We start from the raw sequence: 24,703 nt of genomic DNA, 5'->3' as shown, positions 1-24,703 counted from the left end.
CTCTCAACGGCGCGAGCGCCGCAGCGGGCTTGCTCGCCAGGCTGCTGCTACCTCAGCGCATCACTCGTCGATGACCTCGCCCCGGACGACGGGCCCCTGCGGCCCGGATCCGTTGCGACGTACGACGACAAGGCGGCGCGCCACCACACGGGTCAGCAGGCGTCGCGCCAGCGGCCGGGTGAAGGGCAGGATCAGCAGGATCCCGATGATGTCGGTGACGAACCCCGGGCTCAGCATCAGAGTCCCGCCGACCAGGATCAGGGCGCCGTCCGCGAGCTCGGTCGCCGGCATCCGACCGGACTCGATCGTGACGGTGAGCGCCTGCCAGGCCCGGCGGCCCTCACGCCTGATCAGCCAGCTTCCGAAGATGCTGTCGGCGATCAGCAGCGCGATCGTCCACCAGGCGCCGATGACCTGGCCGACCTGGATGATCACGTAGATCTCCAGGATCGGCACCGCGATGAAGGCCGCGATCAGCAGCCACCACGGGAAGCGGCGTCGACGGCCGACGCGGAATTGGCTCGAGCTCATGTCCTCCGCCTCCACTGCCCGGTGAGCTGCTCACGGCGCTCACGCAGCCCCCACGTGGTGACTCGTCGCAGGGACTCGGCGGCGACCTGGCCGCTCATCTTGGAGTCGCCACGGACCCGCTCGATGAACTCGATCGGGACCTCGCGCACGCGCAAGCCGATCCGCAGGCACCGGGTCACCATGTCGGTCTGGAACACGTAGCCGGTGCTCTCCACGCTCGCCAGGTCGATGGCCTCGAGGGCCGATCGGCGGAAGAGCCGATAGCCGGCCGTCGCGTCGCGCACGCTCACCCCGAGCAGAAGGCGCACGTAGAGGTTCCCGCCGCGGGAGAGCAGCTCGCGCCGGAACGGCCAGTTCACGACGCTGCCGCCCGGGATCCAGCGCGAGCCGATCACGAGGTCGGCCTCACGCAGCGCGTCGAGCAGCAGGTGGAGCTGCTCCGGCTGGTGGGAGCCGTCGGCGTCCATCTCGCCGATCACGTCGTACCCCTGGTCCAGGGCGACCCGGAACCCGTGCTTGTACGCCGCGCCGAGGCCGCCCTTCTCGGTGCGGTGCAGGACCTGCACGGAGTCGTCCGCGGCGGCGAGCTCGTCGGCGATCTTGCCCGTGCCGTCGGGTGAGTTGTCGTCGACGACGAGCACGTGCACGTCCGGCTGCGCCTCGCGGAGCCGGCGCACGATCCAGGCCAGGTTGTCGGCCTCGTCGTACGTCGGCACGACCATCACGACGCGCCCGAGCGGTGCGGGCGCTGAGCGTCGGTCGGAGGTCATGCGGTGATCCTGTCGGTGGGGGTGAGCGAGGTGTGCTCGGCCGGCACCGCCCCGCGGGTCCGACGATACTGGCCCCAGGCCAGCAGCCAGCCCAGGATCACCAGCCCCGCACACCCGAGCCCGAGCCACGGCCCGATCCGGACCGCGGGCGTGACCGCGTCGTACAACCCGACCCGCATGTCGACGTAGGCCTGGGTGCGGACCGGTACCGAGGTGACCACCGAGCCGTCGGGGGCGATCACGCCGGTGATGCCGTTGATGGCCGCGACGACGACGTAGCGGTGGGTCTCGATCGCCCGGAGCCGACTGATCGCGAACTGCTGGTCGATCTGGGCGGTGTGGATGAACATCGCGTTGCTGGTCTGGACGACGACGAGCTGGCCGCCATGGGAGAGCTGGGCGTAGAGCCCGTCGTCGTAGGCGACGTCGAAGCAGATCGCGTCGGCGACCTTCGTGCCCGCCACGTCCAGCGGCTCCACGCGCGTGCCGCGCACCATGTCCCGCGGGACCTGGTTGAGCTGGGCGAGGTGGGTGCCGAACAGCCACCGCCACGGGATGTACTCGCCGAACGGCACCGGGTGCCACTTGGTGTAGCGGTCCCCCGCACCGGTGACCGGGTCGAAGACGATGCCCTGGTTCAACACGTGCTTGTGGCCCCCGTCGACCACGACCCCGGCCAGGATCGGGACGTCGATCGTGTCGAGCGCACCCTCGATGTCCGCCCTCATCTGCTGGTCCTCGAACGGGTCGACCGCCGTGGAGTTCTCGGGCCAGACGACGAAGTCGGGCTTCGGCGCGCGCCCGGCTCTCACGTCGGCCGCGAGCCGGGCGGTCTCGTCCTGGTGCTGGGCGGTGATCTGTCGGAAGTGTGCCAGGACGTCGGTGCCGTTCCCGGGGACGTTGCCCTGCACGGCGGCCACGTCGACGTCACCGACCTCATCGGCGGAGTACGGCGCGACCACCGGCACCGAGGCGAGAGCCAGCACACCGACGACGGCTGCCAACGGCATGAGTCGGCGCCGACGACCACCACCGCGGTACGCCGCAGCGAGCAGCGCGCCGCTCAGCGCGAGGACCAGGCTGACCCCGGTCGCCCCGATGAAGGGCAGCGAGCCGGCCACGGGGGTGCCGACGACGGCGTACGACAACCTGCCCCACGGCATGCCGCCGGCCGGCCAGGTGCAGCGGAACGACTCCATCGCCACCCACGCGGCGGCCAACCAGACGGGTGCGGCGGGCAGGCGCCGCAGCGGCACCACGGCCGCGCCGAGCACGCCGTACCAGAGGGTCTGGGTCAAGGACAGGCCCAGCCATGGGACGGTGCCGACCACGTGCAGCCACCACAGCAGGGTGACCTGGAACGAGACGCCGAACACCAGACCGGGCACCCACGCACGGCGCGCAGGGAGCTCGTCGGTGACGACGAAGAACGCGGCGACGGCGAACGGCAGCACGACGTACAGGTGGGTGGGCGGGAAGGCCAGGGCGAGCGCCAGCCCGGCGACAAGGGCCACCAGGCAGCGGGTTCGCATGGGGAGAAGGTAGCCGGGGGGCGGATGTCAGGCCTGCTTGCGAGCAAGCTCGCTGCGCCGTTCGCTCCGCTCGGCTTCGCGAAGGCTTCGCCTTCGCGAAGCCGTGCTCACTCAGGCCTGACCGGAGGGGGGTGCGGCCCTTCGGGCCGACCGGGCCGCGGCTGGGTGCCGCGACCACGGAAGTTGTCTAGGGGGACCACCTCCCCCTCCGGTCTCGCTCTCGCGGGGCAAGAACCGACCTCCGCGAACCAGCTACCCCGATGGGCGGACTCCCACCGAATGAGCCGGCCACTCGGACGTCGGTCTTGCTCCCGCGACTGCCTGAGCGAATGCTGCACCTTTGGTCATCCGCGACCGTGTTGTCAACCACCGGCTGACCTGCGAGAACACGAGAATCCGCAGGTCAGCCGCCGTCGCGTCGCTCGAAGTTCGCCGCGAATTTGCCGGGAATCGCGGCGTGTCCGGCGTCGACACACCGGGCCGGTGAACGCTCGCTAACCTGAGCGAGGACGCTTGGTTCCCGACGAAGGAGGGAACCAAACGGCTGCAGCGAACCGCGCAGGGCGCGAGCCTGCGAGCGCCCAAGCGGGTCTGGACAGTCGGCCGCAGCGAACCGCGCAGGACGCGAGCCTGCGAGCGCCCAAGCGGGCCTGAACAGCGGGCCTGGACAGTCAGCCGGGTACGACGACCGTGCCGGTGGCCGTGGTCGCCACCAGGGGCGGGTCGAGCATCTCCGCGGCGCCCGGCTGCTCCTGGTTCGGGTTGCCGCGGGCGACGATGCTGACCGAGAGCTCGAGCACCCGGCTCCGGGTGCCGACCTTCACGAGCTCACAGACGATCTCCAGCACGTCGCCGGCGCGGACCGGCTCCTTGAACTGGACGTCGGAGTACGACGCGAACAGGCCCTCGTCGCCGTCGGTGAGGATGCACATCTCGGTGGCGACGTCGCCGAACAGACCGAGGCTGTAGGCGCCGTCGACGAGGTTGCCGGCGTAGTGGGCGTGTGAGTAGGGCACGTAGCGCCGATGGACGACGCGGGTGCCGGCGTCCTTGCCGGTCTGGGTCGCCATGGGTCAGCTCACCTTCTTCTCGGTCAACCGGTGGACGAGGTACGACGCGACCTCGCCGGGCGTCGTACCCCGGGTGAACACGCGGTCGACACCGAGGTCCTTCGCCATCGTCTCGTCGAACCGTGGCCCGCCGACGATCAGGAGAGGGCGCCTTTCGGACGGGTAGGACTCGCGGAAGGCCGCCGACATCTCCCGGGTGTTGAGGAGGTGGGCGTCGCGCTGGCTGACGACCTGCGACACCAGAACCGCATCGGCCTTCTCCTCGCGGGCCCGCTCGACCAGTTGCGGGACGCTCACTTGGGCGCCGAGGTTCACGACCTTGAGCTCGCGGTAGTACTCCAGGCCCTTCTCCCCCGCGAATCCCTTGATGTTGAGGATCGCGTCGATGCCCACGGTGTGGGCGTCGGTGCCGATACAGCCGCCGACCACCACCAGGCGACGGCGCAGGGAGCTCTTGATCGCCGCATTCGCCTCCTTGGGCGTGAGCAGCGGGTAGTCACGTTCGACGACCTCGACCACTCTGGGGTCGACCAGATGGTGCACGCGGCCGTAGACGACGAAGAACGTGAAGCCCTCCCCCATCTGCTTGGCGTGCACGACCAGCGCCGGGTCCATGCCCATCTTGTTGGCGAGCTGGACGGCCGCGCCCTCGGCGACCTTCGAGTGCGGCATCGGCAGCGTGAAGCTCAGCTGCACCATGCCGTCGCCGGTGGTGTCGCCGTACGGCCGGATGGGGCTGGTCACCGGTGGTTGGGGAAGTCGCTCGGCGGCCGTCTCGAAACCACCCTTCGCCTTGCTCACGTCGCCTCCAGGATCTCTGAGGCCGGGTTCCAGTAGTCGCGCGCCTTCCGGGCGACGCCTTCGAGGCCCCTGCCCTTGTCGGCCGGACGCTTCATCAGGCCGAACGTGCCGTCCGCGATCGCCTCGAGGAGCGGGGCACTCTGGTTGGCAGACACCGGCTCGTCGGCGATCTTCTCCATCAGGTCGATCGTCTCGGCGAGAACCTGCCGTGCGCGCTGCGCGATGAAGCCGTCGGGCTCGGGGCGGAAGTCCTCGCGAAGGTTGCCGGCCGCGTTCATCACGTAGCGGACGTTCTGCAGAGCCAGGTCGCGGTCGGAGAGCCACGGCGTGACGACGGCCTCGGTCATCATCCCGACCAGCAGGATGCCCTGGCCGGTGAGCGCCCCGACCAGGTTGAAGAAGCCGTCCAGCAGGTAGCCGCGGAACACGTCGCCGGTCATGTGCCGGGTCGGCGGCATCCACTTCAGCGGGGCGTCGGGGAAGAGGTCGCGGGCCAGCATCGCGTGGGCGAGCTCGAGACGGAACGAGTCCGGGATGTCGGGATCGATCTCGAACGCGTGGCCCAGACCCAGCTGCCAGTTCTCGAGGCCCGCCTCCTTGGCGAAGTACTCGTTGAGGAGCTGGCTGGTGGTGACCGTGTGGGCCGCCCCGACGGCGTCGGCCGTCGTCAGGTAGTTGTCCTCGCCGGTGTTGATGATGATCCCGGCGCGGGCGTGGACCTGGCGGCTGAACCGCTGGTCGACGAAGGTGCGGATCGGGTTGATGTCGCGGAAGAGGATCCCGTACATCGAGTCGTTGAGCATCATGTCGAGCCGCTCGAGGCCGGCCAGTGCGGCGATCTCGGGCATGCACAGGCCGCTGGCGTAGTTGGTCAGCCGGACGTAGCGGCCGAGCTCCTTCGACGTCTCGTCGAGGGCAGCGCGCATCAGCCGGAAGTTCTCCTGCGTGGCGTAGGTGCCGGCGAAGCCCTCTCGGGTGGCGCCCTCCGGCACGAAGTCGAGCAGGCTCTGCCCGGTCGACCGGATCACCGCGATCACGTCCGCGCCTTCGCGGGCCGCGGCCTGCGCCTGCGGGATGTCCTCGTAGATGTCGCCGGTCGCCACGATCAGATAGATCCACGGGGTCGCCGGTGCATCGCCGACGCGCTTGATCAGGCGCTCGCGCTCGCGGCGGCGTGCGTCGATGCGTTTGATGCCTCCACCGACGGCCTTCGCCGCGGCGGCGCGGGCACGCTTCGCGTCCTGGCCCTCAGGCAGGCGGAACGTGACCGATCCTGCGGACGCCTTCTCGGCGAGCTCGCGCAGGTCGGCGCCCTCGGCGCGACGCAGCGCGTCCCAGACCGGCAGGGCGACGCCGTGCTCCAGCCCGACGTCGGCACGGACGACGTCGACCAGCCGGTTCACCCAGGGTGAGCCCTCGGCGTCGGCCCCCTCGAGTCCGGCGAGGCGCAGCGTCGCGCGCTCGACGGAGACGGTGGTGTGCTGCTGCGCGATGCGCACGATGGGCCGGCCGACCTTGCGGGCCAGCGAGCGCGCCTGCCGGACGGTCGCCGGATCGAGGTCGAGCTTGCCGCGTGGGGTGCGTGCCATTCAGAGCCTCCGCTCGAAGAGTCGGCGTACGCCGTCGTTCGACCGCAGCAGGTCCATGGCGTACGCCGCGTGACCGGGCGTGTAGCCGTTCCCGACCAGCATCGTGACGTCGGCCGCCACGCCCTCGGCGCCGAGCGCGGCGGCGGAGAAGGACGTCGCCATGGAGAAGAAGATGACGGTGCCGCGCTCGGCGGTGGCCAGGATGGCGCCCCCTTCGCACCCGGGGACGTCGACACAAACGACGGTGATGTCCGCCAGGCCCCCGGTGGACGCGACCGCGTCGCGCAGGGCGATCGGATCACGGGCGTCGGCCACCACCACGTCGTCGGCGAGACCGCTCTCCCGGAGCAGTGCCGCCTCGTCGTCGTTCGGGACGACACCGATCGTGCGCCGGCAGCCGGCCTTCGCGGCCGCAGCCAGGCTCAGTGACCCCGACTTCCCGGCGCCGCCGATGACCCCGACGACGGGCTGCTCGTATTCCGAGACGATCCGGTGGGTGAGTGCGGGAGCGCCGCAGACATCCATCACCGACAGGCTCAGCGCCGGCGGGAGGTCGTCGGGGATCGTGGCGGCGATGGAGCGGCCGAACAGGATGGCGTAGCCGTCGGCGGGCACCCGCTCGCCCTCCCCGTCCCAGCGCTCGAGGCCGTCCTCGATCACCAGCGGGGTCAGGCTCAGGGAGACCAGGGTGGCGATCCGGTCGCCGACCGCGACTCCCAGCCTGGACTCGGGGCCGACCTCCTCGACGGTGCCGATCAGCATGCCGCCCGAGCCGGTGGCGGGGTTCTGCATCTTGCCCCGGGTGGCGACGATCTCGAGCACCTCACGGCGTACGGCGTCCCCGTCGGGGCGACCGTCCACGGCGTGCTTGCCCTCGAGCTGGCGGAACGACGCGGCGTCGAGGTTCAGCGTCTCGACCCGCACGCGGACCTCGTCGGGCCAGATCTCGCGTCGGGTGTCGAGGCGCTGCGCTGCCTGGGGCAGCACCCGCCGACTGTCCGGGCCCCGGTCGAGGACCCGGTGCAGGCCGGTCGGGTCGCTCAACGTCCGCCTGACGGAATCGGTTAGGGGCACCGACATATTCTGGGTTTCCTCCGCTGGATTGCGAGTTGTGCGAAAGAATCTGCGGTGTGGCATTGGACTCGCCGCATGTTCTCCGCCTACTCTGACATGAGGGGGGCACGCCTCACAACTGGCGTGTCGTCCATCCGCACGCCCGACCGCTCGCCGTCGACCAAGGAGCACCCGCGATGAGCACCGAGACCTCGATCGGTCGCCAGACCGAGCAGCCCTACGCGTACCGCCGCGTGGAGCTCGTCGAGCCCGACTGGACCCGGTTCCCCGGCTGGAAGGACGTCACCGCGGAGGACTGGGCGTCGGTGCAGTGGCAGCGCGCCCACTGCGTCAAGAACCTCAAGCAGCTCCGCGACCTGATGGGCGACCTGGTCGACGAGTCCTTCTACGCCGACCTCGAGAAGGACCAGGCCGAGCGGGCCACCATGTCGATGCTCGTGCCGCCGCAGATGATGAACACGATCGCGCCACGGGTCGACCCGACCGGCCCGGGATCGCTGACGGACGCGTTCTTCGCCGACCCGGTCCGCCGCTACATGCTCCCGGTCTTCAGCGACCGCCGTACCGACTGGCCGTCGCACCCGCACGCCACCCGCGACTCGCTCCACGAGCACGACATGTGGGCGACCGAGGGCCTCACCCACCGCTACCCGACGAAGGTGCTGGCCGAGCTGCTGCCGACCTGCCCGCAGTACTGCGGGCACTGCACGCGGATGGACCTGGTCGGCAACTCGACCGCCGTGATCGACAAGCTGAAGTTCGTCGGCAAGCCCAACGACCGGCTCGGCGACATGCTCGACTACCTGCGCCGTACGCCGGGCGTGCGCGACGTCGTGGTCTCCGGCGGCGACGTGGCGAACATGCCGTGGCCGCGCTTGGAGGCGTTCCTCACCGAGCTGCTCGAGATCGAGAACATCCGCGACATCCGGCTGGCCACCAAGGCGCTGATGGGTATGCCGCAGCACTGGCTACAGCCCGACGTGGTCGAGGGCATGGCCCGCCTCGGCAAGGTGTCGCGGGAGCGCGGCGTCTCCATCGCTATCCACACCCACGTGAACCACGCGAACTCCGTCACCCCGCTGGTCGCCGAGGCCACTCGCACGATGCTCGAGACCGGCATCCGCGACGTCCGCAACCAGGGCGTGATCCTGAACGGCGTCAACGCCGACCCGCACGCGCTCCTGGACCTCTGCTTCGCGCTGCTCGATGGCGCGCAGATCATGCCGTACTACTTCTACATGTGCGACATGATCCCGTACTCGGAGCACTGGCGGGTCTCGGTCGCCGACGGCCAGCGCCTCCAGCACTCGATCATGGGCTACCTCCCCGGCTTCGCCACCCCGCGCATCGTCTGCGACGTCCCGTTCGTGGGGAAGCGGTGGATCCACCAGCTGTCCGACTACGACGCCGTCCGTGGCATCTCGTACTGGACGAAGAACTACCGCACCTCGATCGAGGCGTCCGACCCCGAGGCGCTGACACGTCAGTACGAGTACTACGACCCGATCCACACGCTGCCCGCCGAGGGTCAGGCGTGGTGGGCCGAGCACGGTCGCCTCGACGAGTCCGCGCTGAAGGCGGCCGAGGTCGCCGAGGCCTCCCGGCGTACGGCGGCGCTGCAGGCTCACTGAGCCCTCCCGCCACCTCGAGGTGCATGGGCCACGACAGCCCGGGTACGTCACGTACCACGGCGCGGCCCGAGACCGCGCCACGGGGAGGGAGGACGACGTGGCACACCACACGCATGGCGCCACCGGACTGTTGAGCACTCTGGTCTCAGGCGCGAAGGACATCCCACGCAACGCGTCCTGGCTGGCGGGAAAGGCCCTGCCGCATGACGGGACGACGAACGGGAGCACACGCAGCAACGCCTCCGCCGATAACGGTGGCCCGAGAAGCCTGGTCCAGCGGGCCGGCGACGCGGTGCGGGAGGCGATGCCCGGTCAGGACTCCGTCGAGAACCGCCTGACACAGGCGCGTGAGGGTGCCGATCGGGCCCAGGAGGCGGAGGACCGCGCGGTCGAGGCCGCGGAGCGGGCCCACGAGCTCACCGAGCGTGCCGAGGCGGTCGGGTCCGAGGAGAAACAGCGGCTCCAGGACGTGCGGCACCAGTTGTCCGCCGAGGTGGACCGACGGGTTCGTGCCGCCGCGAAGGAAGCCGAGGAGCACGTGGCCCAGGCACGTCACGAGGCCGAGGATGAGCTCGCGCGCGCCTTGGCGGAGCAGGAGGAGCTGTCGGCCCAGCGTGAAGAGGCCGCTCGCGCGGAGGCGGAGCGGGCGCAGCAGGACGCGCACGAGCGCTTCGCTGAGGCCACCGAGCGCCTCGCGCGAGCCCGCGAGCTCGCCGAGGAGGCGGCCGCCCTCGCCCAGGACGCCGCCGAGCGGGCCCGGAAGGACGCGGAGCGCATCAGCGCGGCCGCCCAGTCAGGCCGCAAGCAGGCCGACCAGACGGTCGCCCAGGCTCGTCAGCTCCGGGACAGGACTCAGCAGGAGGCGGCCACGGTCACCCGGAAGGTGAACCGCAGCGCCAAGCCCGGCACTCTCTCGACGATGTCCAAGTCCGACCTCCTCGTCCTTGCTCAGCAGCGAGCCGTGCCGGGACGTTCGTCGATGTCGAAGAAGCAGCTCGTCTCTGCATTGGAGAAGAAGCAGTGAACCCGAGCAACCTGGCCAAGCAGGCATGGCAGTTCCTGGGCCCCGACTCCGTCACCGATCATCTCCCGGACGCGTTGCCGCATCCGGAGCGTTCGAGCCTGGTGCGTTCGGGGGTCGCGGCCGGCGCCACCCTTGTCGCGCTCTCGGCGGCCAGCGCCGTCACATCGGCGATCAGGCGGCGTGTGGAGGCCTCATGAGGTTCTCGGCGCTCGGCGCTCTGGCGGTCGGCTACGTCCTGGGGGCTCGGGCCGGAAAGGAACGGTATGAGGAGATTCGGAAGCTCGCGAGCCGGGCGGCGCAACGGCTGGAGAGCTACGGCGCGTCGGGGAGCCTCGCGACCTGGGTTGCAGAGATCGACAAGCGGGACCGCACTCGCGCCTGACGGGGACGGCCGGCTCTCGAGCGGCGTACTGGTCGAGACGCACCTGCTGGCCCGGCTCCTCGGTGTGCGCCTGCTCCGCATCGACGGCGTGGTCACCGTGGCACCCGCCCGGATCTCGGCCTCGCCGGTCGACCCACGCTCGGTGCCGATGACCTCCACCATGGAGCTGGGCGCCGGCCTGGAGCGTGCGGCACACCTGCTCCGCGACTGCGAGCAGCGAGCCGACTGAGACCGCGGGCAGGCTTGGCCTTCCGGCCACACTGGTGACGTGGGTCCGGTCCGGAGGAGGTCAGCCGTCGCGCTCGGCGCCGGCCTACTGGTGGCCGGCTGTGGCGGTGGTGGCAGCCACCGGCCTGCGTCCGCAACCACGACTCCCCCGTCGAAGGCTCCGAGCACCGGCACGCCCTCCCCCACCGCCGAGGCCGCACCGCGGCTGCCCGCCGTGCACCGCTGGCGCCCGGACCCGAACGAGCTGTCTCCGCTCGCCAAGGTCACCGCCGTGCGCCGGATCGAGGCGGACGGCAACCGACCCGACGCCGCCCTCCAGGTGATCGACGCGCAGTACGGCGGGCTGCTCACCGACAGCGCGAGCGTCCTGGTGGTCACCAGGTCGTGGCGACGACACGGCTCGGAGCTCGTCTCCGGCGGCCACACCTTCGACGTCCGACTGACGCGTGCCGGCACCCGCTGGCGGATCACCGCCACCTATCCGTCCACCCCCGGCGCGCCGGCCGCTCGACTGACGAGCGCCGCCCGCCACGCGCTCGCCAGCGGCCGGATCGTGCTCCCACCGGCAGGGGCGGCCGACGTCCGCGCGGGCCTGGTCCACGACTCGGTGCTCCACGCCATGCTCGCGATGAGTACGACGTACCGGATCCACGTCAGCGTGGTCAGGTCGGGCCACCCGATCCACGTGTTCGGCACCGACCGCCTCAGCGACCATCCCCAGGGTCGCGCGTTCGACACCTGGGCGATCGACGGCCATCCCGTGGTGGCGCGCTCGACGCCACGCTCCCTGGTCGAGGACTACATGCACGCCGCGGCCGCGGCCGGCTCCTACAACGTCGGCGGGCCCTACCTGCTCGGGGCGGCCCCGCAGTGGTTCAGCGACGACACGCACCACGACCACGTGCACGCCGGGTTCCTCACCTGACGGTGGCGTGCCTACTCGGTCACCGTGCGGTTCTCGTACGGCGTGCTCAGCACGATCGTGGTGCGCGTCGACACGTTCGCCTCCGACCGGATCTGCGCCAGCAGGTCCTCCAGCGCGTGCGGGGTCTGGACGCGCACCTTGAGGATGTAGGACTCGTCGCCGGCCACCGACCAGCACGACTCGATGGCCCGGACGTTGCGGATGCGCTCGGGATAGTCGTCGGGCTGGCTGGGGTCGATCGGGGTGATCGAGACGAACGCGGTGAGGGCGAGGCCGAGCTCCTCGTGGCTGACCGATGCGCCGTACGCGGTGATCACGCCGCGCTTCTCCAGCCGCTTGACCCGCTGGTGCACCGCTGACGTCGACAGGCCGGTCGCCTTGCCGAGATCGGTGAAGGACATCCGGCCATCTGCGGCCAGCAGCCGGACGATCGTGCGGTCGGTGTCCTCCACGCCGCCGACCCTAGCGTTCCCGCACGCCAGCGATGCGTAGGCTCACGCCCGTGGCGAGCGAACAGCGACTGATGGTGCTGGACTCCGCGTCGATGTACTTCCGCGCCTTCTTCGGCATCCCCGAGGTCACGGCGGACGACGGGACGCCGGTCAACGCCGTGCGCGGCTTCCTCGACTTCATCAGCCGGCTCGTCGGCGACTACCGACCGAGCCACCTGATCTGCGCCTGGGACAACGACTGGCGACCCCAGTGGCGCGTCGACCTGATCCCGTCGTACAAGGCCCACCGCGTCGTCCGGGCCATGCCCGGTCCTCGGCCGGACATCGAGGAGGTCCCCGACCCGCTCGAGGTGCAGATACCGATCATTCTCGAGGTGCTCGCCGCCGCGGGGCTCTGCGTGGTCGGCGCCGACGGCTACGAGGCCGATGACGTGATCGGCACCCTCGCCACCGGGGCGCCGATGCCGGTCGACGTCGTCACCGGCGACCGCGACCTTTTCCAGCTGGTCGACGACGCCCAAGACGTACGCGTGCTGTACATCGCGCGCGGCGTCGGCAACCACGAACGGATCACCGACCACGTCGTGGTCGAGAAGTACAGCGTCCTCCCCAGCCAGTACGCCGACTTCGCCACCATGCGCGGCGACGCGTCCGACGGCCTGCCCGGCGTGGCCGGCGTCGGCGAGAAGACGGCGTCCTCGCTGTTGCTGAAGTACGGCGACCTCCGCGGCATCGTCGACGCGGCCGGCGACCCGCAGTCGGACATGTCACCCGGACCCCGCCGGAGGATCCTGGACGCCGCCGAGTACCTCCTGGTCGCTCCGACGGTGGTGGCCGTCGCGCGCGACATCGAGCTGGCGGCGTACGACGCGACCCTTCCCTCCGCGCCCCGAGACCCCGAACGCCTCGACGCGCTGGCGGAGCGCTACAACCTCGATTCGCCGGTGAAACGCCTGCGCGCCGTGCTCGCGGGCTGAGCGCCCCTCGGCTGGCCGCCGCCCTCGGCTGGGCCGCTCAGCGCAACATCTCCCCCACCGCGATCCGAGCAGCGGACGGGCAGCCCTTGGTGAACCCGTAGAACGGCCCGAAGTCGCGGGTCGCGGCGAAGCCGGTCACAAACAGGCCGGGCAATGACGTCTCGAAGCCAGGCGTCAGGTCCGGGAAGCCGTCGGTGACGGAGACCCGGTCGAGCACACCGGCGAGGTACGGCACGGCCGCCAGGTCGGCGCGGTAGCCGCAGGCGGCAACGACGTGGTCGACCTCGAGCCGGTCACCGTCCGACAGGGCCAGCCGCACCGCACGTGTGTCGACGACCTCGACGGAGACGACCTCCGTGCGAGGGCGTGAGGTGACGACTTCGCGGGCGAGTCGCGGTGTGAGCCAGGGCTCCAAGGTGAGGCGGCCGACCCGCCAGAACTCGAGCGTGATCTCCTGCTGACGCGCCGCGCACAGCGACCGCCACCAGCCACGCTCGGCCTCGGTCTGATCGACGTACGCGTTCACGAACGCCCAGCTGACCTTCGCGAACGCCGGGGTGTCGTGCCGATGGACCACGTCGATCCGCGCGGCGCCGTGGTCGCAAAGGAGGGCCGCCCACTCGTACGCGCTCTGGCGGCCACCGATGACCGCGACCCGGGCGCCCGACAGGTCGTCGAAGGCGACGCGTTCGCTGGTGTGGGTACGGCGGTCCGCCGGCACCTCGTCGTACCACTCGGGCAGGTGGGTGAAGTGGGCGATCCCGGGCGCCGCCAGCACCCGCTCGGCGGTGATCGTGCTCCCGTCGCTCATCGCGGCCTCGAACCGGCCGTCCGGAGCGGTCAGCGACGCGACCATCGCCTGCTCGACGTCGAGCCGCTTCTGCTCGCGGAACCACTCGGTGTGGTCGAGGAAGACCGAGATCGGGATCGGATCGTGCTCGTCGGGGTCGAGGCCACGTTCCTCGAAGTACGCCGCGAACGAGTGCACACCGTCGGCGTCGAGCGTCCAGTCGCGACCGGAGCGCAGGTACATGTCCGAGGGCATCTGCTCGCGCCAGAAGCTCATCGGGCGTCCGACGATCCGGGTACGGATGCCGCGCGCCCGGGCGTGCGCCGCCGCGGCGTACCCGTAGGGACCGGCGCCGATGACGAGCAGGTCCGTGTCGGGCATCCGCGGCTGTCCTAGGCTCCCGCAGCGCGTTGCCGGGCCCGGTAGGCCCGGGTCTTGAGCTTGTTCCCGCAGCCGTACTCGCAATAGGCCCGCGACCTGTTCTTGGAGTGGTCGTAGTAGGCCCACTCGCACTCGTCGAAGGCGCAGATCTTCAGCCGCGACCAGTCTCCCGAGGCCACCGCCTCGTGCGCGGACACCGCAACCCGGGCCAACCCACCCACGGCCCCCTGCGCGTCGGTGCTCAGAACGGGGGCGACGCCGTTCCAGGTGAGCGTCACCGGCAGCTCGGCCAGTGCCTCCCCCAGTGTCGGGAGCGAGCCGCTCTCACCGTCGTGGTTGAGCTCGAGGGCACGGCGCAGGCCCGCTCGCAGCCTGCGCCCGAGGTCCAGTTCCTTCGAGGTCACCCGATCGGCGCCCTCGACCAGACCCGCCTGCTTCAGCCAACGGCTGAAGCCCTCGGCGTTCTCCAGCTCGTCGGTGCCGAGCTCGTGGTCGTCGGTGTTCACGAAGTCGCGGACCACAGCCACCGCAGCCGGCACGTCGGCCGCTCCGTTCACCATGACACCAGCATAACCGTTTTACTGGTTGCCTCCCAAGCGACACCGGCGTACGTTGATGAGTGGTGTCGCACAGGCGCCCGATCCAAGGAGGAGTCATGCACTACTGGGGTTACGTCATGGAGCGGCTGTTGACCGGAGACCCGGACCGAGCGACACGGCGGTCCAGGGACTCGCGCCGAGGGCAGAGGGTCGCCAGGGGTGACCGCGCCTGGAGCCGGACCGCACCCTGGCAGTGAGCCGGCAACCAGCCGGCAGTGGGTCAGTCCTCCATCGGGGCCACGGCAACCACCCCCCGGCGGATCCGGCGTACGACGTCACGGACGTTTTCGCGCAACCGGCTGTCCCCGGCGGCGTCGGCGACCTGCCCACACAGGTCGATCAGCTGCTTGATCCAGCGCACGAAGTCGCCCGCGGTCAGGTCGCTCTCGTCGAGCACCTCGGCGAGGTCGTCGCCCTCCGCCCAGCGGTACGCCGCCCAGGCCAGCCCCGCGTCCGGGCGGCGGAGGAAGTCGAGCCGGTGCTCGAGCTCCACGCCTGAGAGCTCGCGCCACAGCCGCTCCAGGTCGTCGACGGCCCGCTGCGTGGCGCCGCCGGGCACGCGGGACGAGACGACGTCCTCCGGCCTGCGCGCCTCATAGACCAGGGTCGACAGCGCCGCCGCGAGCCCCGAGGGCGCCAACCCGTCGAAGACGCCGAGCCGGAGCGCCTCGGCCACCACCAGATCGAGCTCAGAGTAGATGCGTCGTAGCGGCCGGCCAAGGTCGGTGACGTCGTCGTCGGCCAGGTACCCGAGCGTCTCGAGCACGTCGCACACACGGTCGAACTGCCGCGCCACCGTGTTCGTCCGCTGCTCCACCCGGCGCTGGAGGGTCTTGGCGTCGCGGTCGAGCCTGAACCATCGCTCCGCCCATCGCGCGTGGTCCTCGCGGTCGGGACAGGCGTGGCACGGGTGCTCGCGCAGCCGGTGCCTCAGGTCCTCGATCTCTCGCTCCTCGCGACTCGGCCGTACGTCGCGGCGCTCGCGTCGCGGGGGCGGCGGAGCGAGCCCGTGGGTGGCGTTGCGGAGCGTCGAGGCCAGGTCGCGGCGCATCTGCGGGTTGCGCGCGTTGAACTGGCGCGGGATCCGGAGCCGGCTCAGGGCCGTCACCGGCGTCGGGAAGTCGACCACGCTGAGCCGCCGAGCCTGCCGCTCGGCCGTCAGCACCTGCGGCCGCGGTCCGTCCGTGGAGGTACCGCGGTCGAGGACCACGGCGTACCCGGCGAACTTGCCGCCAGGCACCTGGATCACATCGCCGCGGTGCAGCTGCGCCAGCGACGCGATCACCTCCTCGCGCTGGTCGGCCCGCTGGGCGCGGGCGGTGTTCTTCTCCAGCTCTGAGACCCGCTTTCGGAGAGCGGCGTACTCCATGAAGTCGCCCAGCTCGCAGGTCGCGGCATCGGCGTACCCCTGGAGCGCGTCCTCGCTCTTCGCGAGCTGCCTCGCAAGCCCCACCACCGCCTTGTCCGCCTGGAACTGGGCGAACGACATCTCCAGCAGCTCGCGTGCCCGCGACCGGCCGACCTGGTGCACGAGGTTGACCGCCATGTTGTACGACGGGCGGAAGCTCGAGCGCAGCGGGTAGGTACGGGTCGAGGCGAGGCCGGCGACCTCGGACGGGTTCATGCCCGGCTGCCACAGCACGACGGCGTGCCCCTCGACGTCGAGCCCGCGGCGTCCGGCGCGGCCGGTGAGCTGGGTGTACTCCCCCGGCGTGATGTCGGCGTGCGTCTCGCCGTTCCACTTGGAGAGCTTCTCGAGGACCACGGTGCGGGCCGGCATGTTGATCCCGAGGGCGAGGGTCTCGGTCGCGAAGACGGCCTTGCAGAGCCCGCGCACGAACAGCTGCTCCACACACTGCTTGAACGCGGGCAGCATGCCCGCGTGGTGTGCCGCGACCCCACGGGTCAGCCCGTCGAGGAAGTCCTGGTAGCCGAGGACGGCGCGGTCCTCGTCCGGCAGGTCGGCACAGGCCTCCTCGACGAACGCGAAGATCTCGTCTCGCTCCTCCGGGGTCGTCAGCCGGATCCCCGAGCGCAGGCACTGCTCGACGGCCGCGTCGCAGCCGACCCGGCTGAAGATGAACACGATCGCCGGCAGCAGCGCGGCGCCGTCGAGCCGGTCGAGGACGTCGACGCGGCTCGGGATCCAGACCCGCCGCCCGTTGCCCACGGGACGACGTCCGCCGCGCTGGGGCCGTCCCTTCGGGGTACGCCGGTCCTTGATGCGGGTGCTGGCCCAGTCGTCTCGCGCGATTCGCATGAGCTCGTGGTTGACCGGCGCATCCTCCTTGACGAACCCGGCGGCGGCGTCGACGTCCGATGTCGCGAACAGGTCGAGCAGGCGGCGGCCGACCAGGACGTGCTGGTACAGCGGCACCGGACGCCGTTCCTCGACGATCGTCACCGTGTCGCCGCGGACGGTCTCCAGCCACTCGCCGAACTCCTCGGCGTTGGAGACGGTCGCCGACAGGGACACCAGCGACACGGACTCGGGGAGGTGGATGATCACCTCTTCCCAGACGGCACCACGGGAGCGGTCGGCCAGGTAGTGGACCTCGTCCATCACGACGTACCCGAGGCCGGTGAGGGTGCCCGAGCCGGCGTACAGCATGTTCCGCAGCACCTCGGTCGTCATCACTACGACCGGCGCCTCCCCGTTGACCGACGTGTCGCCGGTGAGCAGCCCGACCCGGTCGGCGCCGTAGCGGGCGACGAGGTCGTGGTACTTCTGGTTGGACAGCGCCTTGATCGGCGTCGTGTAGAAGCACTTCCGCCTCGTCTCGAGCGCCAGATGGACGGCGAACTCCCCGACCACGGTCTTGCCCGACCCGGTGGGGGCCGCCACGAGGACCCCCTTCCCCTCCTCCACCACGTGGCAGGCGTCGACCTGGAAGCCGTCGAGTCCGAACTCGTACAGCTTCCGGAACGCGTCGAAGACCGGGTGGGGGGTCATGCGAGAACCGTAAGCGCGCCGGGTGCGCACTCGACGGTCAGGGGCAGCGGGCCGAAGCGCTCGCCGTCGGCGTACGACACGATGCCGGGCGCCGCGACGGTGACCGAGCGGACCAGATGGTGCTCGTACTGCGGGTGGTGGATGTGGGTGCCCTTGAAGAGCTTGGGGTAGGTCCGGATCAGGTCGGGCTTCGAGATCGGCTTGATGATGACGACGTCGAGGAGACCGTCGTCGAGGACCGCGCCCTCGGTGATGCGCAGGCCGCCCCCGAACGACGGTCCGTTCCCGACCGAGACCAGCATCGCCTCCAGGGAGACCCGCCGGTCGTCCAGCTGCAGTGTGTACGGCAGCGGCTCGAAGACCCGGAGCTCGGCGAGCGTGGCGATGTTGTAGCGCATCTGCCCCTTCGGCCACGTCATCCGGTTGGCCCGCTCGTTCACGACGGCGTCGAAGCCCGCGGCGAGCACGGTGACGAAGAACTGTGATCCGCTCCGGGCGAGGTCGATGGTGCGGGTGGCCCCGGCGATCACCCGGTCGACGGCGGCGTCGGCGTCCTTGCGGGGGATGTCGAAGTAGCGCGCGACGTCGTTGCCGGTGCCGGCCGGGACGATGCCCAGCGGGGTGCCCGTCGACGCGAGCGCCTGGACCGCGAGATGGACCATGCCGTCCCCACCGCACACGACCAGGGCGTCGACGCCGTCGGCGACGCACTGCCGGGCCAGGTCCAGAGCCTCGCCCGCGTCGCGACCCTGGAGGTCGCGGACGGTCAGGCCGGCGCCGCGCAGACGCGGGAGCGCCCGCTCCCGGGCGTTGGCGCCCTTGCCCTTGCCCGCGCTGGGGTTGGTCAGGAGGGCGATCTCCCTGCTCGGCACGCGCGCAGACTACCGGTCGGTAGTTCTGCGGTTTGGTCCCAAACCGCACGATTCGGAGGGGAAGAGTTGCGGTTTGGGACCAAACCGCAGTCCCTAGCCCTAGTCGTCGACGGACCCCACCCGGAGCCGAACGCCGTACGAACCCGGGCCGGCGCCGACAGCCCTGGCCAGGCGGCCGATCGCGTCGAGGGCGGTCTCGGCGTCGATCCGGGAGCCGGGCACGGCCAGGAGCATCCGCGGACCGTCCGCCGCGACCAGCACCTCGCCGTACCGCCACACCTGGTGGGTGCGGACCCGCACCGCATCCGCCGCGACCGGCTCCGGGTAGGCGTCGTCGACCGCCAGCAGGTCGCACGCCAGCGGCTCCCGGCCCTGCGCCGTCAGCGCGCCTGCGACGCGATGACCGGTGTCGAGTCCGCGCTCGGCCTCCCAGGTCACCTCGGCCTCCCCCAGCCAGTCGGGCAGGTCGAACGGGTCCGACTCGTCGTACGACGGCGGCTCGTGTGGCGGGGTCACAGGGAGATCACACCAGTTTCATAGGGGCGAGACTTCATCGTCGGCCCATTGATCGGTGCGATGTGTCCCGCGACCGCGGACGCGGTCGAGGATCCGGCAGATGACTTCGGAGATCATGAACAGGATCACCATCGGGATCGCCAGCATCAGCATCGAGAACGGGTCCGTCGACGGCGTCGCCACCGCCGCGAAGACCATGGTGCCGATGATGATCCAGGGGCGGTGCTTGCCCAAGGTGCGTCCGGTGATCACGCCGGCCAGGTTGAGCAGCACCACGAACAGCGGGATCTCCATCGCGATGCCGAACACCAGCAGCATCCGCATCAGGAACGAGAAGTACTTGGTGAAGTCCAGGAGGCTCACCGCACCCTTGGGCACGAACGAGATCAGGACCTCCAGGCCCTTCGGCAGGACGAAGTAGCCGAGGGCGACGCCGCCGATGAACAGTGGCCCGGCGACGCACGCGAAGAGCCGGGAGTACTTCTTCTCCTTCTCGTGCAGGCCGGGAAGGATGAACGCCCAGATCTGGTACAGCCAGTACGGGCTGGACGCGATCAGCGCGACCACGCCGCACAGCTTCATCTGCAGCAGGATGCCGCCGGTGGCGTCCTGGACGACGAGCGTCGAGACGACGCCCTTCTCCTTGAGCGTCACCTGCGCCTGGTTGTACGGATGCGTCACCAACTGGAGCAGTTGGTCGTAGAAGAGGATCGCGACGATGAACGCGATCACCAGGATCAGCGCCGAGCGGATCAGTCGCGCTCGGAGCTCCCGGAAGTGGTCCGACAGGGCCATCCGGCCGTCGGGGCCGACGGGGTTGCGCGGCTTTCCGCGCAGGACGTCGACGACACCGACGATGGACACCGGACCGGCCGCTCTCGCTCAGGCGCGGTCAGGCGGAGTCGTCGCGATGACTCGCCTCGCGATCGGCGGCCTGCTTGGCCTCGAAGGCCTCGCGCTCAGCGGCCTGACGGGCCTCGAGCTCCAGCTGCGACTGCGTCTTGGTGGCGCCATCTTCGTCGTCGTCGCCCAGGCTCTTGGTCTCGGCCTTGAAGATGCGCAGTGCCCGGCCGCTGCCGCGGGCGAGCTCGGGGAGCTTGGACGCGCCGAACACCAGGACGACGATCGCCAGGATGATGAGCAGCTCTGGCGTGCCGAGGTCGCCGATCAACAGGGAAGACATGAAGTGTGGTCCTGACGTTGAGGCTTCGATTGCTTCGCCAGTCTAGCCCGCGGGGTGGTCGTAGAGCGCCAAAGAGCGACGGATGGCCTCGGCCGCGCCGTCGCCGAAGTGGGCCGGCTGGAGGACCGCGGCGTACGGCGTGAGGCGGAGCAGGAGGCGCTGGAGCCAGCGTTCGTCGCCGACGAGGAGGTCGACCTCCGAGCTGCCGTCCGGACCGGGCCGGACCTCCTCCATCGCGTAGTACTCCTCGACCCAGCGGGCCTCGGGGTGTAGGTGGAGCGTGACCCGGGTGGCCTCCTCACCCCCGAACACACCGTCGGAGAGGTCGCGGGGCTCGGTCGGCTCGGTCGTGACCTCGGAGTCGAGCACGGTCGCCTCGTGGATCCGGTCGAGCCGGAACAGGCGTGGGGCGTCGGCGCTGTGGCAGTAGGCGTCGAGGTAGGCAACGCCGTGGTGGGACACGACGCCATGCGGGTCGACCACTCGCTCGGACTCCTCGTCGCGCGCGGGCACGTAGTAGGTGATGCGGACCTGGCGACGACGGCGTACGGCGTCCTCCAGCTGCGCCCGCAGCGCCAGGGTCGTCGGTACGTCGTCCCCCGGGTCGACCAGAGGGGTGCTGCCGGCAGCCGCGTCCTCGAGCTTGGCCAATGCCCGGTCGACGACCTCGCGGGTGTCGGGCTCGGAGCCGGCCCGCAGCGCGCGGAGCGCCACGATGATCGCGCTCGCCTCGGTCGGCGTGAGGCGCAACGGCCGCGCGAGGTAATCGGCGTTCGAGACCCGGATGACGCCCTCACCTTCGAGGGCATCGAGGTCGACGTCGATCAGGTCGTCGGGGTAGCCGCCCGGGAGCCCGCACAGGAACAGCACCCGGAGGTCCTTCTCGAGCTGGTCGGCCGGAACGCCGATGGCCAGGGCCGCCTCCTCGAGCGACACCTGGTCGCGGGCATGCAGGTAGGGCACGAGCCGCAGCAGCCGCGCGACCTGGTCCTTCGCCGCACCCGCGCTCGTGGCGCTCACGACGTCGCCCCGACGGCCGCGCGCAGCCGCGCGACCACCTCGTCGCGCACCGAGGCCGGCGCCTCGACGTAGAGGTCCGGTCCGAAGGCGAGGAGCTCGTCGGCCTGGGCCCGCTGGAGGCGCAGCCGGTCCCACGGGGTCTCCTCGTCGGGTCCGGCGACGTCGGGCTCGACACTGGTCGCCTCGCGACGCAGGACCGCCCCGGCACCCGGCCGTACCAGCACCACGACCTCCTCGGTAGGCGTGGCCGGCTCGAGCCGGCGGGTGGCCGCGCGGACGTCGGTGCCCGGCGGTACGACGAACGATCCGGCCGGTCCGGACATCGTGGCGGCACCGACGACCCGCGAGAGCCGGAACACCCGCTCCTCGCCACGGTCGATGTCCTGACCCACGACGTACCAGCGTCCGGAGAAGCGGACGACACCCCAGGGCTCGAGGTGTCGGGTGAGCGGCTGGTCGTACCCGGGTCTGCGGTAGTCGAAGGTCACCGGCCGCCGGGTCAGGGTCGCCTCCCAGAACACGTCGAACGACGGCTCGTCGGCGCTCAGCCGTGGCTGGGCGATCTCCAGGGCCTCCAGGTCGAGGTCGAGTCCGGCCGCGGTCAGCTTGCCGACGGCATCCGTCGTGGCCTCGGCCAGCCGGGCGTGCTCCCAGACCCGAGTCGCCAGAGCGACCACGGACGCCTCGTCGGACTCGAGGCTGATCTCGGGTAGGGCGAACTCGTCGGCCCGGATCCGGTAACCCGGCTCGTCGTCGAAGTAGGCGTCCATCTGGCCCACCTCGATCGGGACGCCGAGGCTGCGCAGCTCCTCCTTGTCGCGTTCGAAGGTCTTCTCGAACGCGTCGGTCGACGGCGCGTCGGCGTACAGGATCTCGCGGATGCGCTCCTTGGAGACGTAGTGCCGCTGGACCAGCAGCATGATCAGCAGGTTGAGCAGACGCTCGGTCTTGGACGTGCTCACCTTCGGCTCCGGGACGACATGCCGCTCATCCTGCTCAGGCGGCCCCGAGGATGTCGACCACGAAGTACAGCGTGTCGGTGCCCTTGATGCCGGCGTCGGGCTGCCCCTGCTTGCCGTAGCCCTCCTTGGGCGGGACGGCGAGCACCACGCGGCTCCCGACCTTCTGGCCGACCAGCGTCTTGTCCCAACCGGTGATCACCCCGCCGGTCCCGATGCTGAAGGTCGCGGGCTGCTTGGTGTAGCTCTCGTCGAATGGCTGCTTGGCCTTGTACACCTGGCCCAGGTAGTTCACGGTGATCGACTGGCCCTTCTTCACCGTCGCGCCCGTGCCCTGGATGAGCACCGCGGATCTGAGCTTGCCGTCGGGCTTCGGGGTCTTGGAGAAGTCCAGGGAGGTCACCTTGGTGCCCTTCGCGACGAGCTTCGGGGCCCACGCGGGCGACGGCTGCGACTTGCCCTTGGGTCCGTCCAGCGGCGGCTTCGGCTTGCTGAGCAGGTCGATCACGACCAGTAGCGGGTCCTTGTTCCCGATGCCGAGGTCGGCGTTGCCGCTGCCGCCCGGGATCAGCTTGTCGGCGGGCGCGGTGACCGCGACCCGGGATCCGACCGTGGCGCCTTTGATCGCGTCGGCGAAGACCGGGCTCAGCTGTTCGTTGAGGGTCAGGAGCTGGGCGCCACCCTGGTCGTAGGTGCTGTAGGCCTCTTTCTGGTTGAAGCCGTTCCCGATCCAGATCTGTGCCTGCACCTGGTCGCCTTCGGCGATCGTGTCGCCATCGCCCTTGGTCAGCGTCGTGGTCTGGACGTCGGTCGCGGTGAACGTGTCCTTCCACTCGACCTGCGGCTTCGTGCCCACGTCACCGGTGATGGTCACGGCGTCGAGCGGGTTGCCGGACGTCGCGGCCGGCGACGACGAGCCGCTGCTGCCGCAGCCGGCCAGGGCGAGCACGAGGACGGGCAGCAAGAGGAGCATCAGGCGTCGGAGACGTCGGAACACAGAATTCACCTTGGACGAGGATCGTCAGTTCGGGGTCAGGGAGGGCCGGTGGCTGGAGTGGCCCGCGGGCAACCCTAGCCGCCCGCCGGTGAGACTCCGCATCGGACGTGGACGGCTGGCCCGAGCTCACATGCCGTCGATCAGGCGCTGTACGCGCTCGTCGTACGCCCGGAACGGGTCCTTGCACAGCACCGTGCGCTGGGCCTGGTCGTTCAGCTTCAGATGCACCCAGTCGACGGTGAAGTCGCGCCGGCGCTCCTGCGCCTTGCGGATGAACTCTCCGCGCAACCGCGCCCGGGTGGTCTGAGGTGGCACCGACTTCGCCTGGAAGATCTTCAGGTCCGAGGTCACCCGGGTCACGGCGCCGCGCTTCTCGAGCAGGTAGTAGAGGCCGCGGTCGCGGCGGATGTCGTGGTAGGCGAGGTCGAGCTGGGCGACGCGGGGGTGTCCGAGCGGCAGCCCGTGCTTCGCCCGGTAGCGGTCGATCAGCTTCCACTTGATGACCCAGTCGAGCTCGCGGTCGACCAGGCCGAGGTCGTCGGACTCGACGGCCTTGAGCCCACGCTCCCAGAGGTCGAGCGCCTGCTCGATGATCGGTGAGGAGATCTCGCGGCGGTCGACGAAGTTCCGGGCCTTGGAGAGGTACTCGTGCTGGATGTCGAGCGCGCTCGCCTCCCGGCCGTTGGCGAGGCGGACCTTGCGCTGCCCGGTGACGTCGTGGCTGATCTCGCGGATCGCGCGGATCGGGTTCTCCATCGTGAGGTCGCGCATCACCACGCCCTCCTCGATCATCCGCAGCACCAGGTCGCAGCTGGCGACCTTGAGCATGGTGGTCGTCTCGCTCATGTTGGAGTCACCCACGATCACGTGGAGGCGGCGGAAGCGCTCGGCGTCTGCGTGCGGCTCGTCCCTGGTGTTGATGATCGGACGTGACCGGGTGGTCGCACTGCTGACACCCTCCCAGATGTGCTCCGCGCGCTGGCTCACGGCGTACGACGCACCGCGCGCCGTCTGCGTGACCTTGCCGGCACCGACCACGATCTGGCGGGTGACCAGGAACGGGATGAGCACGTCGGCCAGCCGGTTGAACTCACCAGAGCGGCTGACCAGGTAGTTCTCGTGGCACCCGTAGGAGTTGCCGGCCGAGTCGGTGTTGTTCTTGAAGAGGTAGATCTCGCCCGCGATGCCCTCGTCGTGCAAGCGCTGCTCGGCGTCCTTGAGCAGGCCCTCGAGCACCCGCTCCCCCGCCTTGTCGTGGGTGACAAGCTCCCCGACGTCGTCGCACTCCGGGGTCGCGTACTCGGGGTGGCTCCCCACGTCGAGGTAGAGGCGCGCGCCGTTGCGGAGGAACACGTTGGAGCTGCGGCCCCAGCTGACCACCTTGCGGAACAGGTACCGGGCCACCTCGTCGGGGCTCAGCCGCCGCTGGCCCTTGAACGTGCACGTG

The 24,703-nt window shown here is 70.5% G+C and carries 25 protein-coding genes; 6 read left to right on the top strand and 19 right to left on the bottom strand.

The annotated features are described in order from the left end of the window. Positions 1-60: 60 nt before the first annotated feature. The 7 genes from VGJ24_RS04555 to VGJ24_RS04525 all read right to left on the bottom strand — a co-directional run bounded on the left by VGJ24_RS04555 (position 61) and on the right by VGJ24_RS04525 (position 7,373). Entirely contained in the window at positions 61-531 is a 471-nt protein-coding gene (locus VGJ24_RS04555) for an FxsA family protein (RefSeq protein ID WP_331499311.1), read from the bottom strand. Then, positions 528-1,301 carry a polyprenol monophosphomannose synthase gene (locus VGJ24_RS04550; RefSeq protein ID WP_331499310.1) on the bottom strand — a complete coding sequence of 258 codons (774 nt, stop codon included), beginning with the start codon at positions 1,299-1,301 and terminating at the stop codon, positions 528-530. Before VGJ24_RS04550 ends, VGJ24_RS04555 begins: the two co-directional genes overlap by 4 nt. Further along, positions 1,298-2,833 carry an apolipoprotein N-acyltransferase gene (gene lnt, locus VGJ24_RS04545; protein WP_331499309.1) on the bottom strand — a complete coding sequence of 512 codons (1,536 nt, stop codon included), beginning with the start codon at positions 2,831-2,833 and terminating at the stop codon, positions 1,298-1,300. The genes VGJ24_RS04550 and lnt overlap by 4 nt, the downstream gene beginning before the upstream one ends. Positions 2,834-3,504: 671 nt before the next feature. After that, positions 3,505-3,903, bottom strand: coding sequence for a hotdog domain-containing protein (locus VGJ24_RS04540; protein ID WP_331499308.1), 399 nt, complete (start codon positions 3,901-3,903; stop codon positions 3,505-3,507). A 3-nt stretch (positions 3,904-3,906) separates the two neighbouring features. Beyond that, the gene (locus VGJ24_RS04535) at positions 3,907-4,704 is read right to left on the bottom strand and encodes an OAM dimerization domain-containing protein (RefSeq protein WP_331499307.1); all 798 of its coding nucleotides are present in this window, start codon (positions 4,702-4,704) and stop codon (positions 3,907-3,909) included. After that, entirely contained in the window at positions 4,701-6,293 is a 1,593-nt protein-coding gene (locus VGJ24_RS04530) for a lysine 5,6-aminomutase subunit alpha (protein ID WP_331499306.1), read from the bottom strand. Before VGJ24_RS04530 ends, VGJ24_RS04535 begins: the two co-directional genes overlap by 4 nt. After that, positions 6,294-7,373: an L-erythro-3,5-diaminohexanoate dehydrogenase gene (locus VGJ24_RS04525; protein WP_331499305.1), complete on the bottom strand. Its 1,080-nt coding sequence runs from the start codon at positions 7,371-7,373 to the stop codon at positions 6,294-6,296. A gap of 170 nt (positions 7,374-7,543) precedes the next feature. On the opposite strand from VGJ24_RS04525, the gene VGJ24_RS04520 reads away from it, so the two are divergent. The 5 genes from VGJ24_RS04520 (at position 7,544) to VGJ24_RS04500 (ending at position 11,557) form a co-directional block, all read left to right on the top strand. Then, positions 7,544-8,998 (top strand): lysine 2,3-aminomutase, encoded by a 1,455-nt coding sequence (locus tag VGJ24_RS04520; RefSeq protein ID WP_331499304.1) that lies wholly within the window; start codon positions 7,544-7,546, stop codon positions 8,996-8,998. Positions 8,999-9,095: 97 nt separating this feature from the next. Further along, on the top strand, positions 9,096-10,022 hold the full coding sequence (locus tag VGJ24_RS04515; protein ID WP_331499303.1) for a hypothetical protein: 927 nt from the start codon (positions 9,096-9,098) through the stop codon (positions 10,020-10,022). Further along, on the top strand, positions 10,019-10,219 hold the full coding sequence (locus tag VGJ24_RS04510; RefSeq protein WP_331499302.1) for a hypothetical protein: 201 nt from the start codon (positions 10,019-10,021) through the stop codon (positions 10,217-10,219). Before VGJ24_RS04515 ends, VGJ24_RS04510 begins: the two co-directional genes overlap by 4 nt. A gap of 147 nt (positions 10,220-10,366) precedes the next feature. Further along, on the top strand, positions 10,367-10,633 hold the full coding sequence (locus VGJ24_RS04505) for a hypothetical protein (protein ID WP_331499301.1): 267 nt from the start codon (positions 10,367-10,369) through the stop codon (positions 10,631-10,633). Positions 10,634-10,672: 39 nt separating this feature from the next. Continuing rightward, positions 10,673-11,557, top strand: coding sequence for a hypothetical protein (locus VGJ24_RS04500; RefSeq protein WP_331499300.1), 885 nt, complete (start codon positions 10,673-10,675; stop codon positions 11,555-11,557). An 11-nt stretch (positions 11,558-11,568) separates the two neighbouring features. Here VGJ24_RS04500 and VGJ24_RS04495 read toward each other — a convergent pair whose 3' ends face one another. Then, on the bottom strand, positions 11,569-12,009 hold the full coding sequence (locus tag VGJ24_RS04495) for an Lrp/AsnC family transcriptional regulator (RefSeq protein ID WP_331499299.1): 441 nt from the start codon (positions 12,007-12,009) through the stop codon (positions 11,569-11,571). Between the two features lie 50 nt (positions 12,010-12,059). On the opposite strand from VGJ24_RS04495, the gene VGJ24_RS04490 reads away from it, so the two are divergent. Continuing rightward, positions 12,060-12,986: a 5'-3' exonuclease gene (locus VGJ24_RS04490; protein ID WP_331499298.1), complete on the top strand. Its 927-nt coding sequence runs from the start codon at positions 12,060-12,062 to the stop codon at positions 12,984-12,986. 37 nt (positions 12,987-13,023) lie between these two features. On the opposite strand, the gene VGJ24_RS04485 is transcribed toward VGJ24_RS04490, so the two are convergent. The 11 genes from VGJ24_RS04485 to pafA form a co-directional block, all read right to left on the bottom strand. Beyond that, the gene (locus VGJ24_RS04485; RefSeq protein WP_331499297.1) at positions 13,024-14,157 is read right to left on the bottom strand and encodes an FAD-dependent oxidoreductase; all 1,134 of its coding nucleotides are present in this window, start codon (positions 14,155-14,157) and stop codon (positions 13,024-13,026) included. Positions 14,158-14,168: 11 nt separating this feature from the next. Continuing rightward, positions 14,169-14,717: a CGNR zinc finger domain-containing protein gene (locus tag VGJ24_RS04480; protein WP_331499296.1), complete on the bottom strand. Its 549-nt coding sequence runs from the start codon at positions 14,715-14,717 to the stop codon at positions 14,169-14,171. Positions 14,718-14,976: 259 nt separating this feature from the next. After that, on the bottom strand, positions 14,977-17,709 hold the full coding sequence (locus VGJ24_RS04475; protein WP_331499295.1) for a DEAD/DEAH box helicase: 2,733 nt from the start codon (positions 17,707-17,709) through the stop codon (positions 14,977-14,979). After that, positions 17,706-18,581 carry a diacylglycerol kinase gene (locus tag VGJ24_RS04470; protein WP_331499294.1) on the bottom strand — a complete coding sequence of 292 codons (876 nt, stop codon included), beginning with the start codon at positions 18,579-18,581 and terminating at the stop codon, positions 17,706-17,708. Before VGJ24_RS04470 ends, VGJ24_RS04475 begins: the two co-directional genes overlap by 4 nt. Before the next feature lie 99 nt (positions 18,582-18,680). Next, positions 18,681-19,097, bottom strand: a complete 417-nt coding sequence (locus VGJ24_RS04465) for a hypothetical protein (RefSeq protein WP_331499293.1) — start codon at positions 19,095-19,097, stop codon at positions 18,681-18,683. 18 nt (positions 19,098-19,115) lie between these two features. After that, positions 19,116-19,961, bottom strand: a complete 846-nt coding sequence (gene tatC, locus VGJ24_RS04460; protein WP_331499292.1) for a twin-arginine translocase subunit TatC — start codon at positions 19,959-19,961, stop codon at positions 19,116-19,118. Between the two features lie 28 nt (positions 19,962-19,989). Next, positions 19,990-20,280, bottom strand: coding sequence for a Sec-independent protein translocase subunit TatA (tatA, locus tag VGJ24_RS04455; protein ID WP_331499291.1), 291 nt, complete (start codon positions 20,278-20,280; stop codon positions 19,990-19,992). A gap of 42 nt (positions 20,281-20,322) precedes the next feature. Further along, positions 20,323-21,300, bottom strand: a complete 978-nt coding sequence (locus VGJ24_RS04450; protein WP_331499290.1) for a WYL domain-containing protein — start codon at positions 21,298-21,300, stop codon at positions 20,323-20,325. Beyond that, complete coding sequence (locus tag VGJ24_RS04445) at positions 21,297-22,262, bottom strand: helix-turn-helix transcriptional regulator (protein WP_331499289.1); 966 nt, start codon at positions 22,260-22,262, stop codon at positions 21,297-21,299. Before VGJ24_RS04445 ends, VGJ24_RS04450 begins: the two co-directional genes overlap by 4 nt. Positions 22,263-22,296: 34 nt before the next feature. Continuing rightward, positions 22,297-23,256: an FKBP-type peptidyl-prolyl cis-trans isomerase gene (locus tag VGJ24_RS04440; RefSeq protein WP_331499288.1), complete on the bottom strand. Its 960-nt coding sequence runs from the start codon at positions 23,254-23,256 to the stop codon at positions 22,297-22,299. 126 nt (positions 23,257-23,382) lie between these two features. Next, positions 23,383-24,703: Pup--protein ligase (gene pafA, locus VGJ24_RS04435; RefSeq protein ID WP_331499287.1), on the bottom strand; the 1,321-nt coding region annotated here is incomplete at its 5' end.

This window comes from Nocardioides sp., assembly GCF_036493135.1.
GTDB lineage: Bacteria > Actinomycetota > Actinomycetes > Propionibacteriales > Nocardioidaceae > Nocardioides.
Note: the sequence above shows the minus strand (reverse complement) of the source record. Positions and strands in the feature narration are given on the sequence as shown.

What these genes read in the sequence shown, in the direction of transcription:
- VGJ24_RS04555 (WP_331499311.1), bottom strand. Translation starts at nt 531, where the DNA reads ATGAGCTCGAGCCAATTCCGCGTCGGCCGTCGACGCCGCTTCCCGTGG.
- VGJ24_RS04550 (WP_331499310.1), bottom strand. Translation starts at nt 1,301, where the DNA reads ATGACCTCCGACCGACGCTCAGCGCCCGCACCGCTCGGGCGCGTCGTG.
- lnt (WP_331499309.1), bottom strand. Translation starts at nt 2,833, where the DNA reads ATGCGAACCCGCTGCCTGGTGGCCCTTGTCGCCGGGCTGGCGCTCGCC.
- VGJ24_RS04540 (WP_331499308.1), bottom strand. Translation starts at nt 3,903, where the DNA reads ATGGCGACCCAGACCGGCAAGGACGCCGGCACCCGCGTCGTCCATCGG.
- VGJ24_RS04530 (WP_331499306.1), bottom strand. Translation starts at nt 6,293, where the DNA reads ATGGCACGCACCCCACGCGGCAAGCTCGACCTCGATCCGGCGACCGTC.
- VGJ24_RS04525 (WP_331499305.1), bottom strand. Translation starts at nt 7,373, where the DNA reads ATGTCGGTGCCCCTAACCGATTCCGTCAGGCGGACGTTGAGCGACCCG.
- VGJ24_RS04520 (WP_331499304.1), top strand. Translation starts at nt 7,544, where the DNA reads ATGAGCACCGAGACCTCGATCGGTCGCCAGACCGAGCAGCCCTACGCG.
- VGJ24_RS04485 (WP_331499297.1), bottom strand. Translation starts at nt 14,157, where the DNA reads ATGCCCGACACGGACCTGCTCGTCATCGGCGCCGGTCCCTACGGGTAC.
- VGJ24_RS04480 (WP_331499296.1), bottom strand. Translation starts at nt 14,717, where the DNA reads ATGGTGAACGGAGCGGCCGACGTGCCGGCTGCGGTGGCTGTGGTCCGC.
- VGJ24_RS04475 (WP_331499295.1), bottom strand. Translation starts at nt 17,709, where the DNA reads ATGACCCCCCACCCGGTCTTCGACGCGTTCCGGAAGCTGTACGAGTTC.
- tatA (WP_331499291.1), bottom strand. Translation starts at nt 20,280, where the DNA reads ATGTCTTCCCTGTTGATCGGCGACCTCGGCACGCCAGAGCTGCTCATC.